Below are 17,648 nucleotides of genomic sequence, written 5' to 3' on the forward strand. Positions count from 1 at the left end.
TATGCAGAACGGAAGGAAAACATGGGTTGTCCCGGTTAGTCCAAGCCATGTTGACAAGGGGCGCTATCAGCTATAATATACCCATAGGGGTATTGGTAACTGAAGCTGAAGAGGAGGTATATCTGCATGGAATATAACTATCCGGATGACATCAAGACCCGGCTTCGCAGAATCGAAGGTCAAATTCGCGGCGTGCTGCGCTTAATGGAAGAGGGCAAGTCCTGCAAGGAAGTTGTGTCGCAGCTGTCTGCGGTCCGCAATGCTTCCGACAGAGCGCTGGCTCAAATTGTGGCGGATAATCTGCAACGGTGTATCCTGGAGGACCAAGAGAGCGGCAACCCCGATCCAGGCAAGATGGTCAAAGAAGCCGTTGAACTGCTGGTTAAAAGCAGATAAATAGAGGAAACAGAAGGAGAGAATCGAAATGGCATTTCAAATTCCGAAAGAAATCTCACCCCAAGACGTCGCCAGACAATTGAACGAAGGGAAGGCGCTCCATGTGCTGGACGTCCGCGAACCGGCCGAATGGGTGGAGGGGCATGTAGAAGGAGCCAAGCATATTCCGCTGAGCCAACTGGTGGAACGGCATCACGAGTTGGACCCGAATCAAGAGGTCATTATTATGTGCCGCAGCGGAAATCGCAGCGGTCTGGCCTGCGAGCTGCTGCATGAGAAAGGCTATAAAGTGGTCAACATGACGGGCGGACTCAATGATTGGACAAGTAAACTTGTCCGGGGTTGATGAATTCAGATGACCCTTGTCTATATAGCCGGTGTAATAGGGATGGGGTGGATACTCATTCAGCTTCTGCCCGTCCCGGCGCTTACTTATTTGAATCGCGCGGAATGGTCTTCCGGGGCCGGGCGCGGGTCTCGAGCCCGCATCCTGGACGTCAGGGACGCGAACGAATATTGGGAGGGGCATATAGCCGGATCCCTTAATATTTCGGTCGGACGGCTGCCCGTAGTATGGAAGAAAGACTTGTCGCCGGAAGATGAAGTGATTATTTTCTCGTACAGCTGGTTACAAAGAAAAAAGGCGGCGCGGATTCTGGCAAGAAGGGGATTCACGAAGCTGTATGCCGTCAAGGGTTGTTTTCTTCCTGCCTGCAGGTATTCAAACACCATTAACCATGGAAGTTGAGACATTTCATGTTCCATTACACAGTTGAAACGGCAAAGAGCCCTGAACAGGCGATTAAGGATCTGACGGAGCGTCTGAAAGAAGATCAATTTGGCGTTCTGTGGCAGCTGGATATGAAAGACAAGCTTCATGAAAAAGGCATCGACCTGGATATTGCTTACCATATCCTTGAAGTGTGCAATCCGGTTGAAGCCAAGAAGGTGTTGTCGGAAGATACGCTGGTCGGCTATTTTCTTCCTTGCAAGATTGCCGTCTATGAAGAGAACGGAACGACCAAGATCGGAATGCCTAAACCTTCGGCACTGATCGGGCTTGTTCAAAATGATCCGTTGATGGCCATTGCTTCAGATATCGAGAGCCGGCTTGCTGCATGTATAGATCAGAGCCGGTAAGAAGATTCAGACCTCATGAAATTGAGGTCTTTTTCTTTTACATGCTACTTTTTCACAAAACACGTATTTTGTACATATGTATATCTGCGAGAATCGGCAACCGATCCTCTGCTGAATAATTGTCTGATGTCGGAGGACAAGAACATATATCGTTAAAGGACAAGAACATGTATCTATTCCCTATTCTTAGGATAACAAAAAAAGTTGATCTTCAACAAGATCAACTCCAGGTTTCTTTTGTTTATCCATTTTTTTGAATCATTCGTGCATAAACCATTGGCATCTCTGATGTGACATTAGCAATCAGTTGATGGATTTGACCCATATTCAAGCCAGCTTTCATCAACTTCAAACCATAACGATGTTTAAACCCATTGGCTGTGAAATGAAAAATTTCCCCGGAATCGTCTTTAATATTTGCTTTTTCAGCAAATCTATTTAGATTCCTTAAAAAAGACAATTGTAATATTTGCCGACCGACACCTTTCTTTCCTTCATATCTTATGAAAATTAAGTTGTCAGGATTTTTCTCTCCAGGAAAAAGCTCTTCGACTTTATTTATATAAGTATTTATCAAATCAGATAGTTCTTTTGAGATGGGCACCATTGGAAATTCATATCGGGAGTTTGTTTTCTCAAATCTTATCCAGTAGTCACCAGTTATATGAATAATCGAACCTTTCTTCAGATTTAATATATCGATTAATCTCTTACCTGTGGCTTCCAACAATAGCAATATTGTTGCATATTGATGGTTGAGTTTATCCAGATTTCTTAATATTTGTTCCCACACAGTATCAGAGACCGGTTTGTAATCTTCGTCTTTCTTTGGGTTTAACTTAGGTCTATCTTCTTGATATATAAGTTTCCTAATTGGTAATTCAGGTGCTTCAGTCCATTCATAGCGTTGTATAAAATACAAGAAATTTTCTAAACCACCTATCATTCTCCAGATATAATAATCAGTCGCTTCCTTTCCCCTATAATTAGTTGATTTATTCCCCCGTATCGGAGTGTTTTTTAAACTTTTCAGGTACTCATCCAGATCGTAGCGATTGAGGTTCGTTAACTCAGTCCATTCTGGCCATTTAAGCACAATGAATTTCAGAAAAGGTACAAGTGTATTAACTTCACTTCTAGCAGTTGAGAATTTTATTGAATCCTGTACAAACAACCGATGCTGTATATATTTTTTGATGAGTGGTTTGTATATGTCAGGGATTTTCTCAAAACTAAGATAATAATCTGCCCTAGTCGTATTATAAGGAATCCCTAACCTCCTGACATCCCATTTATCTTTTAATATTTCAGACTGATACATTTCCAGATTAGTGTTCTCCTTGTTGTGGCCGTACCTGTTAATAGACGCTAATATTTTGTTTCTCTTCATTTAACTCACCTCATCTTGTTGCTTCCTTATAAATTTAGTTTCGTCACAAATTGATCCACATATACCTGCAGCTCTTTGTGTTTTTGGTCAATCATCATTGAAACAGCCAGAGGTGAAAAAGACCGCATCGACTTCCCTTTATTTTTCCATCTTCTGCAATCGATAGTACTTATATTTATTTTCCTATTCTTGTTAATACGAGTACAAATAAATCGTAATAGGATTCGTTCATCTTCTCTCTTAAGAACGAATAAAAAAAACATATTTGAATGTATGATCTTTTCGTACTCATTCCCCTTTGGTTTAGACAGTTCTTTGGAATTTAACAAAGCAAAATCCAGCCAATTTTTAAACATTTGATAAAGTTGATAAGCTGTAGTTTTGTTAATAATCCATCTCAGTGCATCTCCATCCACGCTTCCGAAATAACTTAACGTTTTATTGGCTGCTCTAAAAAGATGGCTTAATCTTTCTTTATAAAGCAAGCAAACGACATTAAATTGTCTCTTTTCCTTTCCTCTATTTGGCACTCCTTGCAAAGGACCGTAGAAATTCGGCAAACTTAGTGAACTCTGTTTCCAAAAAACATAAGCATAGGCAATTGGGCATATTGGTGGAAAGTCATCTTGTTCTTCCTTTAAAAGCAATTGAAGTCGTTTGATACAATCTAAATGGAGATGATATGTTTTTTTTATGTGCTTGTCTATCGCTTTAAATATTTGTCGATTATCCATAAATATTTCTTCATATAGATTTTCCAAGACTTTATCTTTAAGGGCATCTCCGGATGGATCAATCTTATATGTAAAAAATGACGATTCGATAAACGGATTGCTTATTCCTTTTTCTGTGACTTGATTAAGCATGTTGAAATTTAAATTTTCTGGAACATATATAAAACGCTCGTTCGAAGTCTTTAGATGTTCGGGACCAATCCATTTCGCTATATCTGTATTAAAAAATTTAGAAGTATCAACTTCCCATTTAAGCCATCTAGTTGATAGATCTGCATACTGATATCCACATTTACACGTAAATGCGGAGCTCATATATGTATCACTAAGGATATATGGAGTTTTTTGTCTACAGGCAGGACACTCATCTTTTAAGGGTTCATTATGAAACGGACAAATCTCAAACAGAGTGAATTGATGCATTAGACTGTGATATCCATTTAATATACATTTAGGACACCAGCGTATATGTAATGAAAACCATTCTTCTTTACGTGCTGTATTTCCCAAAGGATGTAACAGGTTTTGGATCACTCCTCTTGTTAGCGAGTGTACATTCACTTGAAATTGTTTAGTAACCTTTAGTTCATCCAAGCCATTTAAAGTAAGTAGATCTCTTACATGATTACCTAGATGATTATTCTTAATAGAGAGTACATCCTCAGTCCCAAAGGTTCTTAGAATAAGGGATTTATTGATTATATTTGCATAACTAAACTTTTCAAAAACGGACCATGCCGATTCATATGGCCTGATCCATTCTTTTCTCCATATTGCACCCATTGTATTCCCCTCTCTCACCTTATCCTTGGGCAAGGGCCATATATATTTCAGATTCAATATACCCTGAAGATTCAATTGCCTCTCTCCACAATGGCTCGGTTAGCCAATATTGACTATCACCATGAGAACCGTTTTTCTTTAATGCATTTTCAACCGTAAAAGCAAAGTATTCCATAGGGATCTCAAATACAGTACGAACTCCATGCTCTTTACGTATTTTCTCAAAGAGATTAAACAAATTCTTGCCTTCCTGTTCTAAACGCTCCCCATTATTATAAGCATCGGAAAAAAAGTATTTTGTAAAACTCCAATCACTATTCTGAGGGTAACATGAAATTTCTGCTGAATCGTAGCACTTTAAAACTAACATCATTTCTTCCACAGAGCGAATGCCGTAAAAATGATGTTCATGTGTCATAAACCGACCGATGATTTGGGATTTTTTTTGTTCTAAAAAAAACGTGCGCCGAGAAAGTAGTTCTTCTTGTCCTACAGAAATAACGGACATACTCACATTCTCTCTGTCTAGTTGGTTATAAATATCCATTAACCAATTATAATGAAACTCAGTTAAGCGATGTGCCTCATCCATAATGAGAATTATTCTTCGCATTTTGGACTTCTCCGCTTTTTCAAGCATCAGATTTACAATTTGGCGTCTCATTTCAGCAGGCTTTCTAACTGCTGGAAATGGAAATTTAAAGTCTGATAAGAGGTCATAAAAAAATCTTTCTTCATTCGGAACCTTGTAAGAATTGCTGTTGGCCATCAAAATGGGTAAGGGTACCCCCATACTTGTGGGTAAATTCTCAATAGCAAATCGTAAAGCATATGTCTTTCCTAATCTTGGTCTTCCATAAACAATCATCCCTGGCAATCTACTATCAACAATTTTGGTTATATTCACCATTAATCTTAGGACTTCTTTTGTTGGCATCAGATAATGCCCCTGCTCTATTGGGTGAGTTCCTATGGGGACATTTGGTCTATCCATAATTTTTGCTCCTTTCTATTCTAAAGACTCGTTTTGTACATTTTTTGCAACTGTTCGTACACTTCAATCTCATCAGATAATTGTTTCTTTTTAGAAAGATTTCTTGCATCCTCGAGAGCTTGGTTGTATTTTTCTGCTTGTTCCAATGCATTAGTTTGTTCAGCAGGTTCATTTACGCGTTTCCTATTTTTATTAGAAGCCTCTCTTACCTGTGTCATTTTATTAGCGGCTCCTCTCTTTCCTTGCGTTGCATTTTTCATCAAATAATCCGTGTAAATGAATACTGGATCATCCCATGTTGTATAATGAATGAGTTTTCGCTGAACCAATGAGTTTATAGCCTTTCGCGTCTGTAAAGAATGTGGTGTTAATGACCACTTTCCTGCAGCAGTAAGATAGTCAAACTCACTACCATCTTCCAGATAAGCTTTAACAGTACGTAGGTCATCGACATTAACATGGAGATGAAGCTCCTTGTTTATCAAATGTGCTGAATGGGCCAGTTTATCACTTCGATATTCAACACCTTCATACTGGATATATGGCTTTTTACCAGATGAGTGAGATCCGCGCACGGTCCGGGTAATAGTAGTTTGCATAAAAAGCACCTCTGAACGTTTCTCTTCTTCTAATTGTCTTGGGAGTAAACCATTGTTCAAACGCTTACCAAGTAGTTCTAATGGGGATTGGTGATAAATCCCTCCATGCGGCGTTCCATTGTAATCAGAAATCATAACATCAATGAGTTGCTTCAAATGTTCGAAGGTCATGTGATATCTAATTGCGTTCTTCTCAGGGTTCTTTCTTCTTGGATCATCAGGATTGCTTCCAGTTGTGTTCGGCAGCCGGTGAAAGCCTGTCTCCTCAAGAGTTTTGAAAAAACGCTCAATAATTCCTCTTCTCATTGGGAGTGCAACCGGTCCAAGATTAGTAGCGCACCCAATCAGATTCTTTAAACGGTCCTTCACCAAATTTGCAAGATGAGACTTAGCGTTATCAAAACAAATCACATCCCACACAGCCCAGGAAGTATACTGTGGGTAAACTTCGGACGGGAATCCACCAACTTCTGAGTATTTCATTCCATCGATTGTGATTTTTATTTTTTCATGAGGTATAACCGAATTGCGAAAACAAACCATAACATCACTCGCACTGTACTCTTTGCTTAAACTTATCGAATACCCCAAAACATTACGAGTGGCAACATCAATTAATGTAAGTATCCAAAATCGATCCAGAGTTACTGATACTAAATCACCTTCTGGAGTTATTAATTCAACAATGAAAAAGCCATCTATGCGATGAGCATCAAATTGTACTCTCTGGAAAGGGTGTAAAGTCGAGGGATGATTTTGTTCACCTTCCCCTGTATGTTTGGCTCGAGTTTGAGCTTCTTGTCCATAGCGTCTATTTTCCTTGCCAAAGTGAAGATATCCAAGGCGATTTAGGTAACGTTGTAAAGCTTTTCTACCCATGTTTTTAGTATTAAAAGGATATTGCGTTAAAGGAATTCCCTTATTCCGGCATTGATCAATAAATTTTTTGTGAATATTCAAAGGTTTCATAGCAGGTTCAAGCGTTCGACGATGAGTTCCTAAATATAAGTCTGATATTAAATCTTCGAGATCAGGATGAGTCTCTAACAGCAGATTGAATTCCCCTGTTTTTCTCGATTCATTTCTATCATCCTTCAGAACATCAAGCCGGTATGCCTTAACCTTTTTGTACGGAATTAATGCGCGAAATCCCCATACGACCCCATTCTCATCTAGGTCTATGCATCGTTTTACTAACCTTCTTAGATTCTGAGGGCTTATATTAGTAGATTGTCGGATCTCTTCCATATCGATTCGTTTAAAATACATAACGATTGCATTTTTTCGATGTATGTACCTCTGCTTCTCTATTTCAGATAATCTGGAATAATCTACGTCTGGCCAAAGATCAGGGTTGACTTGTTCCTGCAAGTAACTGTCTTTCTCAAACAATCGACATCTGCTCAAGCTTCCAAACCTCCATCTCATAGTTCCAAATCTTTGAATCAATATCGACAGTGATTTTCCCTTTGTAGTAAAGCCAATGACAAGAAATAAAAACCTCATATGAACTGCATGTAACCGATAATTCATGGCAAATCTCTTTCATCGTTCTTTTTGTGGAGTTGATAGATTTGGATACTTCTTCAATAAACATCGGGGATTTGTGATTAATAACACTAGCTAATATTTTGATTCTGTTTTCAATGGAATACCTACCTGTGCGAATGGCTTTCTCTGTCCTAACTTCATGAAGTTTTCCATTAAGCCTGCACCATTCTTTCTGAGCTTCAATTTGCCTCATGACACGGTCATAGTTCCGATTACTCGGATGAAGTTCTTTCTCATATTTAATTTCCACAAAAAGCTCAGACCCAACTTCATGAAGGATATACATATCAAAAATGGTCCGATGCTGTTTGCCATTCAAAACATAAATAATCTCCAGTGGTTGTTCACAATATGTTTTTACCTTAGGATCTGTTTCAATGGTAACCCAGTGATCGTATTCTAAGTCGCTATATAAGATGACATCCCGGCAGCCAACTTTGGGCCCCATCATACACCAGTAATTGTTACCATATTTCTTGCTTCTCGGCATGACGATGGGGGTATATGGAATCAAGGTATTATCCATACAGAATCACATCCACTCAATTTTATAAAAAAAACAATCAACTATTAGAGTCTCTTTGCTTCTTGGCATTCTTTATTTCCGAATGTTCAGATTTTAAACAATATTTTATTCTTTGCTTCAAAAATACTAATTTTCTCTCTTATTGGTAATACTATTCTTAATAGATTAAGAGAGGAGTAATTTCATGAACGAGTTTATTTATTATAAAATCATAGGTGAACGTATTAAAAGAAAAAGAGAAGAACGATGCATGACTCAAGAAGATCTAGCTGCACTAGTTCATATCTCAAGGCCTTCTATAACCAATATAGAAGCCGGGCGCCATCTTATTCGAATCCATTATCTATATCAGATCGCAGAATCACTAGATGTTTCTGTTCATGATCTAATACCATAGGTTTTTATAATTTGTTTTTGTTTTGTCGTATTCGTTTCTTCAAAGACTCAATAGCTGAAAAATAGAGTTCCTTCATCTCTGGGTCTATCTTTCGGCTCACAACTTCTATTGGGAAAGCATTCCTTATAGAATCAATATCAATTAACATGATTCTAGATACATCCTTAGGATCGTAAAATATTGGAATTTGCCATCCCTCATCTTGCTCTGCTAGTTCAAACCATCCATGTTTTATCATGTTTGTGTTCGAGTAAAATTGTTCCTTAAATTTCAAACCAAATGGCGTAACAGTAGCAAGTCCTAAAGAGTATGGATACTCAGTATTTGCCAATTCAATCACCTCAATAATCACTATTACCATTTACTTCAAAATGATACGTATACATATCAAATAACTAAAGTGATATGTATACATGCGTGTATCACCTTTGCTCCATTGTTTACACTTACAATTAGAGGTGTGATAATGGAAATTTCAGCACTAAAAAAAATAGGTCAAAGAATCCGCGATCTTAGAAAGCAAAAAGGATTGTCTCAAGAGCAACTTGCTGAGAAAGCTGGCTTTCATTTTTCTTATATTGGTGGCGTTGAGCGAGCAGAGAAAAACATTACGTTAGTGAATCTACTGAAGATCGCCGATGCTCTTGATGTTCAGATTATGGATTTGTTTATGTATACGAAATATCAACAGTCCGCTTTAAATGAAAAGGACGAATTGTTGAATCAAATCTTCCAAACCTTAGTTTCCTTAAAAAAAAGAGATCTTCGAAAGGTCCAAGTCATGCTAGATGAGTTTTTTGAAAAATAAACCGATCATATGTCATAAATAAACCGCACTCCTTTGATTGGAGGTGCGGTTTATTTATGTTTGATATGGGAATGACTTTTTAATATAAACTTTAGGAGGTGTTCCCATGCATACCATATGGAAAGGCGCTATCGGTTTTGGATTAGTTCACATCCCGGTGAAACTTTACGCCGCCACAGAGGAGAAAGAAATCTCTCTCAACCTACTCCATAAAAGCTGCCATGGTGCAATTAAAAACCAGCGATATTGCTCAACTTGTCAACGATCCGTCGAGTCTGAAGAACTCATAAAAGGCTATCCACTGGATACGAATCAATATGTAACCTTTGAAAAAGAAGAGCTCGATCAGATTCAAGAAGACGTTAGCAAGCAGATACGGATTATCGATTTCATGAAGGAAGAACAAGTCGATTTAATGTTCACGCAGAAGGTATATTTTCTCGGACCCGATCAACTTGGGAGTAATGCCTACTATTTACTGCTCAAGGCTCTTGAGACATCGAAGAGACTCGCAATCGCCAAGTTTACGTTTCGTGCGAACACGAAATTATGTATTCTGAAGCCGATAAATGGAACTTGCATTCAACTGGCTACCATGCACTACGCGAATGAAATTCGGCCCGTAGAGAACGTCCCCAACCTCACTAGCACCATTTCTGTAGATCCCAATCAGCTGAAGTTAGCCTTACAAATCGTCAAAGGGCTGACAGGAACATCGGATTTAACTTCATATACCAATCCAGAGCAAGAACGATTGCTAGCGGCTATTCAATCTAAAATTGCCGGCCAGAACATTGTATTAAAGCCCACGCAAGAATCAGATGTTGTTGTTGATCTTTTAGAGGCGCTTCAGGAGAGTGTCAGAATGAATAAAGGAAAAAATAAGGTGGTAGCCCCGAAGGAACGTAAACGCGAGACCCCTAATGAAAAACTGGGATAGTCACTTGCAAGCAAAAGGATGAAGTAGCTAAGGATCCAAGTGAGGTAGTTCTTAGCTATTTTCATGTCCTCCCTGGACTACTCCAAACGATTACCCTCTGCCGAATTTTTCTGTATAGTCCCCTACTGAATGTACGAGCAAAACTCTAGTTTATTTTTATATAAGCTAATGCTAATATAACTATATGAAAGAATACAAGGAGGACTTAATTTGAAGATTATAATTGTAGGCTCTGTAGCTGCAGGAACCTCTGTAGCTGCCAAAGCCCGGCGGAATGATGAATCGGCCGAAATTATTGTATATGAAAAAGGTCCGGATATTTCTTACTCCATCTGCGGGATACCTTATTATTTAGGGAATGAAGTCGATGATCTGTCAGAGTTGATTCCTCGAGATAAAAAGTGGTTTGAAGCTCGCTACAACGTCAAGATGAACATCAACCACGAGGTCACTGCAATCGATCCGGTGAACCAGACCATCTGTGTGACCGATTTAAGCAATGGTGCCGAGGTTGAAGAAACCTTCGATAAGCTTGTGCTGGCTACAGGGGCCAATGTTACGATCCCCGGCTATGTCGATTCGCAAATGAAGAATATCTTCCCGGTACGGACCATGGAAGACACCCGGCATATCGATGCGTTCATTCAAGAAGCCGATCCGAAGCAAGCGGTTATTATCGGTGGAGGCTATATCGGGATGGAGATTGCAGAGCAATTCACCCATAGGGGTATTAAATCGATCATTGTACAGCGTGGAAGCCATATCATGTCGTCCTTCGATCCAGAAATATCTTTCCGTGTCCAGGAACATTTACAGTTAAACGGGGTCGAGGTCTATACGAACGAAGAAGTCACAGCTATTCACCAAGATGACAGACATCTAGTCCATGCCGTTGAAACGAAAAATGGACATCGCTTTGATGCGGATATCGTCATCTTGGCAACGGGAGTTCGTCCTAACGTAACTCTCGCTCAACAAGCCGGTTTACAGCTAGGACCAACCGGTGCCATTCAGGTGGATAAACATATGCGAACCAGCCATGAGAACATTTATGCTGTTGGCGATGTTGCAGAAAGTTACTTGTCCATTACCGGAAAGCCCTTCTACCATCCGTTAGGCTCTACGGCTAACAAAATGGGCCGGATCGCCGGCGACGTGATCACAGGAGGAGATCTGGAATTCCATGGCGTATTGGGAACCGGCATTTTCCGTGTGTTCGAATTGGCTGTCGGCACTACCGGTCTAACCGAACAGGCTGCACGAAAAGAAGGTTTTGACGTTGAAGTCCTTTACAACCTCAAACCAGCCAGAGCTGAATATTTAAACGGAAAAGAATTGCTTATTAAAGCCGTAGCTGACCGAAAGAGCGGCATTCTATTAGGAGCTCAAGCCATCGGTAGTGAAGGCGTGGATAAACGCTTGGATGTTCTGGCTACCGCTTTACATTTCAAAGCAAAAGTTGAGGACCTCTTTCATCTAGATCTGGCCTATGCGCCTCCTTTCTCAACCACGAAAGACCCTGTTATGTACACAGGGATGGCCCTTCATAACGCGATCCGCCGCAATCGTCCTCTCCTTTCTCCGGCAGAGCTGGTGGGTAAAGAAGACGATTATCAAATTATCGACACGCGTTCGAGAAAGCAATATGAAGCCAGTCATGTCCAAGGAGCACAGCATATTTCGCTTAAAGACCTGCGTGAGAAGGCTTCTACCTTGGATCCAAAGAAACGTACTGTCACCTATTGCAACAAAGGAACAACCGGGAATGCAGCCCAGAATATTCTGATTAGCTTGGGCTTTGAGAAGGTTTATAACCTGTCTGGAGGCAACAAGAATTATCAAGTATATCGGCGTTACCTGAATTCATCTAATACGTAAAGAACGGATTATCAAGCTCCAATTCCAAGTTTATAGGACTGTACTTTTGTCGCACAGTCCTATAAATCGGGAGTTATTTTATACCTTCTACACGCTCAAAGCACCTCGTCTATCGTATCTTCAGTACCTGCAGCTACTAATTCCTTACTGGCCTGCACAGCAACCATCTCCTCTAACTGAGCAATGCTTGTCCATTCAAGCGCACCTTCAGGCGGAACTTTACTATGATCCAGAAGAGCATCCAGCAGTTGTTCCACCTTTTCGAATCGTTGCTCATCGTGTTGCAAATGAATAATTGCGTTGTAGGGTTTCTCACTACTTACTTCCTCCCCAAAATACGCTTTCTCAAAATTCCCCAGTGAGGCTAGTAGTCGAACATTTGAAGTATGCGGTCGATCCTGTATCGCTGCATATATTTTTTCATTATGTGCCCATGCCGGATTTTTTATCGTTTTTCCCTTTCTAAGGGTTGTCGGCGTATCACTATCATGCAGGACAGAGTAACGAGAACCGAAATGATTTAGAATTTTGACTAATGAAATAATGGTCGCTTTTCCTCTCGCTCTAATAATATGTACATCCTTATATATTCCCGGCTTTGTTGCCATGATGTGCTTAAACGCCGTATACTCCGTGTCGCCTTCAACGATAATGCAGCGTCCACCAAAGAAAAATTCGGCAACATAAGGATCAAAAATGTTCATTAGCTTTAATAGGGAGCGGTCTTCATCATCTAATTTGACTCTTTCCGGACGAAATACCGTTGTCCCGGAAATGTGTCCATTAATCTGTTCTACTCTTATAATGGTTGTGTTATCGCGAGAGACATCAATAAAAGCAGGAGAGTGTGTCGTGACAATCACTTGCCAATTTCCCGTATTCGGTAAATCGTATAATACCCGGCAAGCCTCTCTTACGGCGTTTGGATGAAGGCATAGCTCCGGCTCGTCCAAAAGAAGGACATGAGGTCGATTCTCCTCACCTTCTATTGCTTCTTTTTTCGCCCCTTTCTTAGCCCCTTTATTCACATTTGTCTCTGCAATCATTCGTAAGGCACTCCACAATAAGGTACGTCTTGCACCGCTTCCTTGACGATCCAGTGTGGTTAAATGACCATTTTCACCATGTCCCATCTTTAGCTGTGCGTTATTTACTTTTTGAAATAGATTAAGGTCACTCTCCGCTTCCTCTTCTGCCCGAGGATCAAATTTAACTACGTATCCGGGGAATACTTCACTGAGTAGCTCCGAAACCTGTAGTTCAATTTTTTCGATATGCCCGATGGATTCACTGATTACTTGCTGTCTTAATGTTGCGATCGTACGAAGCAAATGTTTGTATTGAGATTCCCCCGCCTCTTCTTGAACATCCTTTACTCTCTCTTTAATGACATTGCTCAGCAGTTTGACGATAACATCCGCTTGCACTTTAGGATCTGAAAAAGCATCGACTCGATGTGGCTTTGGTCGATTATAGTTGGCGACATTGGGTGCACCCCATGGAACCGCATCTTCTGCCCAAATGTTTTTTTCTACATCGAAGCCTTGACGCTTGGGTGCACCTGGAGCAGCCCACGTCCATCTCTCCTTGACCACCTTTTCTTGAGTAAGTGAATCCGTATGTATCCATCTCGCTCCAGGAGCATGATCCTGAACAACCGTATGAAGCTCGATCATGGGGAGAGACTCGTGGTGTACCACACCACCTGGAAAGTCATCCTGCAGCAAATTAGCCTCATTGGAGCCCTCGGACATTGCTACCTCATAGGCCCGAAGAATGGAGCTTTTACCAACATTGTTTGGCCCTACTAAAACGACAATCTTGTCCAGTTCAATTGTGACTGGATGATTGCCTATTCCGCGAAAATTCTGAATGATCAATTGCTTCAGTCGTGGACGCCCTTGATTCAACGGTTCTATCGTAGGCTGCTGCTCGCTCATTTCTATTCCTCCCATACATTCGTTCTTCACCTCAACAGTAAACTACCTAATTTTGGATTTCAATCTTTTTTTAGATCGGTCTTCCATTCTCTTCAATGACCATTACAGCTACGAATGGCGACATGCAAAAAAGGGACTATTTCCCTCTAAGGAAACAATCCCTTCATTAACACGATGCATATTAAATCCTAGTTAAAGGATAAAACTCCTTCAGCATATCGCGCATTTCCTGCTTGATATTGATATCCGGACGCTTCTCTTTGGCCAACGCTTCGGCCTCATCCACCGTAGAAGCCAAGCCCAGTTCCATCAAAAGCCCTGTGGCTACGGTGCCTGTACGATTACGGCCGCCAGCGCAATGGAAATACACTGTCTTCCCGCTATTTACTGCTGCTGTAACCGCCTGAATGGCTGCTTGAACTGAACCTTCCTGGCCGCTCTCATCTTCCACAATCGGGAAATGATGACGGGTTACCTTAGCAGGAAAGCCTTCTGCCTCAGTACCGGTATCTCTTAAGTCAAACACATCGGAAATCTCCTGCTCCTGAAGGGCTTCAAATAGTGCATTCTCCCCGCCGATGTATACTTTGCCTGGAATCAGTTCATGATAATTTACCATTATAGTTCTCTCCTATGTCTCTAGCAGCAGTTACTTCCGCCACTTATAGTTAGTCCAGCACCTTGTTCGTCTTGCACAAAATCCAGTGTAAGTCCGCTGATCTGATCAGCCACCCGGGCATCAACCGCAACCTCAACGCCATTAATCTGAGTCACGGTATCGTCTGGTTGCGGCTTCTCAAGCGACAATTCGTAACTGGGTCCGCAGCAGCCTGCATCACTATGACCAAACCGCAAAGTGGAGACTCCCGCTTCCTTCATCATGTTCTCAATAAATGTTTTAGCTTCATCCGTAATGATCATTGATCTCACTCTTTCTATTTCAAAATACTTGCCGAAAGCCCTTTGAGTTGCTCATATCCCGTCACTTCATCTGGCTCCCAAGGAATAATTATGGCATGCCCCTCAGCCTTGTGAAGTACCTTTTGAATCCATTCTAGTTCGGCATGAGCTCGCCCGCTAAGCACAGGATCAGTTGTTCCTGCAGCAGCAAAGCTCTGATTGATCGCCCACCATTTTGTAGGAATCCCTGCACGCTTCAGATCCTTTTCGAGACGTGAGGCTTCATAAACTGGAGTAGCCTCCGCTAACGTGACAATGACGACGCTCGTCTCTTTCGGATCACGTAGTCTAGGCAATAAATGCTGTACGGAATCTGGAACGGTGCCGGAGGAACGGACGATTTCTTTATGATATTCCTGAGTTGCATCCAGCAATAGCAAGGTATGTCCAGTCGGCGCTGTATCAATAACGACAATCTCTTCTTCCGAACGCTCTACCAAATCGGCAAAAGCACGAAAAACAGCAATTTCCTCGGTACATGGTGATCTTAAATCCTCTTCCAAAAAGGCAAGACCCTCCTCATCGAGGGAACCCGCATTTTGGTTGATTACTTCTTGCTGATATTTTTCAAGCTCCACCTTCGGGTCAACTCGGCTAACGGTAATTTGATCACAATTGTCACCAAAAACATACTCCAGATGAGCTGCCGGATCTGTTGTACTGAGATGGACCCGGTGTCCTCGTTCGGCCAGCCCAACAGCAATAGCGGATGCTACGGTAGTTTTGCCCACGCCACCTTTACCCATGGTAAAGATCACTCGAATCCCATCGGTCTCTACATCCGAAATTAAAGATTCAAGTGATGGGATTGCAGCGTCCATTTCTACTGGGAGTAAATGATCAGCATTCGCTTGAACGGGAACGAAAAATGCACGCAAGTTTTCTAATCCCGTCACATTAAATGGAGCTAAGGGGATATGGTAGCTTTCCAAAGCCTGAAGTTCGACAGGCATTTGCGTTAACGCCTTCTGTTGCCGATCAACAAAACCCTTGGCTACCGCATCTTCGTTGAAATAGGAAGTAAGAATCCCATTAATCACGAGCAGTTGATTTTCAATCCCAGTACCTTTCAGTTCAGAAGATGCGCGTGCGGCTTCCATTAACGGCGATTGCTCCGGACGTGAGACCAGAATCAGAGTCGTTTGAGTACCATCTGACAAGGATTGAACCGCCTGATGGTATAGTGATTTTTTGGCCTCAAGCCCCGCCAAGGGGCCCAGACACGAAGCTCCATGCGTACTTTCATCCAGGAACCCACTCCAAGCCGAAGGAAGCTGTAAGAGGCGCAGGGTGTGTCCTGTTGGTGCGGTGTCAAACAGAATATGATCGAACTGAGACTTCAATTGGTCATTGGTCAGGAGTGTCGTAAATTCATCAAATGCTGCAATCTCTACCGTACACGCCCCTGATAACTGTTCTTCCATGGAAGCGACCACCGAATCCGGCAAGACTCCTCGGTAAGGTGCTACCACTTTCACCTTATACTCTTCGGCGGCGGTCTCTGGATCTAAGTTGGCTGCAAATAGATTAGGAACACTTTCAATGAGAGTCGGATGGTTGGAAAGCTCAATGCCAAAAACATCCTGGAGATTGGAGGCTGGATCGGTGCTTACAAGCAGAACACGTTTCCCTGAGTCGGCCAGTACTACTGCCGCTGCACAGGCTGTTGAGGTTTTACCTACTCCGCCTTTGCCTGTAAAGAACAGGTAGGGTGTACGCAACATTGTAAGTGGATCAAACAGAGTGGACATGTTACGCCTTCTTTCCTTTATAGTGACTTCGTCTTTATTTCAAGGCGAATTCGAGGCTTGGCAATCAGTTCAGATGCGGCGATTCCTGTCCACAGCTCTAACTCTTCATTGGTAGGGTAGCTCTGTTTCTTAGCCACTTTTCCATCCACAAAAATAATAGGCAACACTTCCGGACCTTCATCAGTCAACAATTGTCTGACTTCAGCATTCGAAACAAAGGCATCCGGCTCACTGGACAAATTAAATCGGGATACATTCACTTCTTGCTTCTTCAGATTATGAACCACAGCGGACATACGGATTAATTCAGGATCAACGACAGGTCCGCATACTCCTGTAGAGCAGCACATCGCCGGATCGTAAATTTCAATGGTTTTCATGAACTGAGTTCTCCTTTACTGAGAAATACAGCCGGGAAGAGATCCCGGCTGTTAAGCTTAATTATTCGCCAGTTTCAGCAAATTGTTTGATACGGTCGCCCACTTGATCACGAACCCGCTGGAATACGGCCCATTTTTCTTCATCTGTTCCTTGTGCTTTGGCCGGATCATCAAAACCCCAGTGTTCACGTTTTACTTGTGGTGGAGTTATTGGACATTTATCTGCAGCGTCTCCACATAATGTAATGACGAGGTCTGCATTATTCAACAGCTGAGGATCTATAATATCCGAAGTTTGACCCGAAATATCAATGCCTACTTCATTCATCGCTTGAACGGCTTTTGGATTTAGACCGTGGGCCTCAATACCAGCGCTGTATACATTCCACTCGTCACTTAGGTATTTCTTCGCCCAACCCTCAGCCATCTGGCTCCGGCAGGAGTTTCCTGTACACAAAAAGTAAATGGTTTTCTTATCCAT

At 41.6% G+C, this 17,648-nt stretch carries 20 protein-coding genes; 8 read left to right on the forward strand and 12 right to left on the reverse strand.

Translation table 11 applies throughout. From position 1 onward, the window contains the following. The first annotated feature begins 126 nt into the window (after window positions 1-126). From RBI05_RS10705 to RBI05_RS10715, 4 genes are read left to right on the forward strand one after another with little or no spacing between them, the layout of a single operon-like run. Window positions 127-396 (forward strand): metal-sensitive transcriptional regulator, encoded by a 270-nt coding sequence (locus RBI05_RS10705; RefSeq protein ID WP_150458543.1) that lies wholly within the window; start codon window positions 127-129, stop codon window positions 394-396. Between the two features lie 28 nt (window positions 397-424). Continuing rightward, entirely contained in the window at window positions 425-742 is a 318-nt protein-coding gene (locus RBI05_RS10710) for a rhodanese-like domain-containing protein (RefSeq protein WP_310551099.1), read from the forward strand. Between the two features lie 42 nt (window positions 743-784). Further along, window positions 785-1,144 (forward strand): rhodanese-like domain-containing protein, encoded by a 360-nt coding sequence (locus RBI05_RS19305; RefSeq protein ID WP_408638325.1) that lies wholly within the window; start codon window positions 785-787, stop codon window positions 1,142-1,144. Between the two features lie 8 nt (window positions 1,145-1,152). Beyond that, a complete protein-coding gene (locus tag RBI05_RS10715) occupies window positions 1,153-1,536 on the forward strand; it encodes a DUF302 domain-containing protein (RefSeq protein ID WP_310551100.1) in 384 nt (127 codons plus the stop codon). A 241-nt stretch (window positions 1,537-1,777) separates the two neighbouring features. On the opposite strand, the gene RBI05_RS10720 is transcribed toward RBI05_RS10715, so the two are convergent. The 5 genes from RBI05_RS10720 to RBI05_RS10740 are packed head-to-tail and all read right to left on the reverse strand — an operon-like array spanning window position 1,778 to window position 8,113. Next, window positions 1,778-2,926, reverse strand: a complete 1,149-nt coding sequence (locus RBI05_RS10720; protein ID WP_310551101.1) for a tyrosine-type recombinase/integrase — start codon at window positions 2,924-2,926, stop codon at window positions 1,778-1,780. Between the two features lie 26 nt (window positions 2,927-2,952). Further along, complete coding sequence (locus RBI05_RS10725) at window positions 2,953-4,443, reverse strand: TniQ family protein (protein WP_310551102.1); 1,491 nt, start codon at window positions 4,441-4,443, stop codon at window positions 2,953-2,955. 19 nt (window positions 4,444-4,462) lie between these two features. Beyond that, a complete protein-coding gene (locus tag RBI05_RS10730) occupies window positions 4,463-5,437 on the reverse strand; it encodes an ATP-binding protein (protein WP_310551103.1) in 975 nt (324 codons plus the stop codon). A 20-nt stretch (window positions 5,438-5,457) separates the two neighbouring features. Further along, a complete protein-coding gene (locus RBI05_RS10735) occupies window positions 5,458-7,428 on the reverse strand; it encodes a hypothetical protein (protein ID WP_310551104.1) in 1,971 nt (656 codons plus the stop codon). Then, complete coding sequence (locus tag RBI05_RS10740; protein ID WP_310551105.1) at window positions 7,421-8,113, reverse strand: Tn7 transposase TnsA N-terminal domain-containing protein; 693 nt, start codon at window positions 8,111-8,113, stop codon at window positions 7,421-7,423. The genes RBI05_RS10735 and RBI05_RS10740 overlap by 8 nt, the downstream gene beginning before the upstream one ends. Window positions 8,114-8,297: 184 nt before the next feature. Here RBI05_RS10740 and RBI05_RS10745 point away from each other — a divergent pair, with 184 nt between their 5' ends. Next, window positions 8,298-8,510 (forward strand): helix-turn-helix domain-containing protein, encoded by a 213-nt coding sequence (locus tag RBI05_RS10745; protein ID WP_310551106.1) that lies wholly within the window; start codon window positions 8,298-8,300, stop codon window positions 8,508-8,510. A 4-nt stretch (window positions 8,511-8,514) separates the two neighbouring features. Here RBI05_RS10745 and RBI05_RS10750 read toward each other — a convergent pair whose 3' ends face one another. Beyond that, complete coding sequence (locus RBI05_RS10750; protein ID WP_310551107.1) at window positions 8,515-8,862, reverse strand: hypothetical protein; 348 nt, start codon at window positions 8,860-8,862, stop codon at window positions 8,515-8,517. A gap of 114 nt (window positions 8,863-8,976) precedes the next feature. Between RBI05_RS10750 and RBI05_RS10755 the strand changes: the two genes are divergently transcribed. From RBI05_RS10755 to RBI05_RS10765, 3 genes are all read left to right on the forward strand, one after another. After that, window positions 8,977-9,318, forward strand: a complete 342-nt coding sequence (locus tag RBI05_RS10755) for a helix-turn-helix domain-containing protein (protein WP_310551108.1) — start codon at window positions 8,977-8,979, stop codon at window positions 9,316-9,318. A gap of 106 nt (window positions 9,319-9,424) precedes the next feature. Then, the gene (ku, locus tag RBI05_RS10760) at window positions 9,425-10,258 is read left to right on the forward strand and encodes a non-homologous end joining protein Ku (RefSeq protein WP_310551109.1); all 834 of its coding nucleotides are present in this window, start codon (window positions 9,425-9,427) and stop codon (window positions 10,256-10,258) included. Between the two features lie 210 nt (window positions 10,259-10,468). Further along, complete coding sequence (locus RBI05_RS10765; RefSeq protein ID WP_310551110.1) at window positions 10,469-12,136, forward strand: FAD-dependent oxidoreductase; 1,668 nt, start codon at window positions 10,469-10,471, stop codon at window positions 12,134-12,136. Between the two features lie 95 nt (window positions 12,137-12,231). On the opposite strand, the gene RBI05_RS10770 is transcribed toward RBI05_RS10765, so the two are convergent. The 6 genes from RBI05_RS10770 to arsC all read right to left on the reverse strand — a co-directional run bounded on the left by RBI05_RS10770 (window position 12,232) and on the right by arsC (window position 17,648). Beyond that, a complete protein-coding gene (locus RBI05_RS10770) occupies window positions 12,232-14,076 on the reverse strand; it encodes an ATP-dependent nuclease (RefSeq protein WP_310551111.1) in 1,845 nt (614 codons plus the stop codon). Window positions 14,077-14,257: 181 nt separating this feature from the next. Continuing rightward, window positions 14,258-14,695, reverse strand: coding sequence for a protein-tyrosine phosphatase family protein (locus tag RBI05_RS10775; RefSeq protein ID WP_310551112.1), 438 nt, complete (start codon window positions 14,693-14,695; stop codon window positions 14,258-14,260). 20 nt (window positions 14,696-14,715) lie between these two features. Next, window positions 14,716-14,997 (reverse strand): HesB/IscA family protein, encoded by a 282-nt coding sequence (locus RBI05_RS10780; protein ID WP_310551113.1) that lies wholly within the window; start codon window positions 14,995-14,997, stop codon window positions 14,716-14,718. 14 nt (window positions 14,998-15,011) lie between these two features. Beyond that, window positions 15,012-16,787, reverse strand: coding sequence for an arsenical pump-driving ATPase (arsA, locus tag RBI05_RS10785; protein ID WP_310551114.1), 1,776 nt, complete (start codon window positions 16,785-16,787; stop codon window positions 15,012-15,014). A gap of 17 nt (window positions 16,788-16,804) precedes the next feature. Continuing rightward, the gene (gene arsD / locus RBI05_RS10790) at window positions 16,805-17,167 is read right to left on the reverse strand and encodes an arsenite efflux transporter metallochaperone ArsD (protein WP_310551115.1); all 363 of its coding nucleotides are present in this window, start codon (window positions 17,165-17,167) and stop codon (window positions 16,805-16,807) included. 61 nt (window positions 17,168-17,228) lie between these two features. Next, window positions 17,229-17,648: an arsenate reductase (thioredoxin) gene (gene arsC, locus RBI05_RS10795; protein WP_310551116.1), complete on the reverse strand. Its 420-nt coding sequence runs from the start codon at window positions 17,646-17,648 to the stop codon at window positions 17,229-17,231.

The organism is Paenibacillus glufosinatiresistens, from assembly GCF_031470375.1.
In the GTDB taxonomy this organism is placed as follows: domain Bacteria; phylum Bacillota; class Bacilli; order Paenibacillales; family Paenibacillaceae; genus Paenibacillus_AQ; species Paenibacillus_AQ glufosinatiresistens.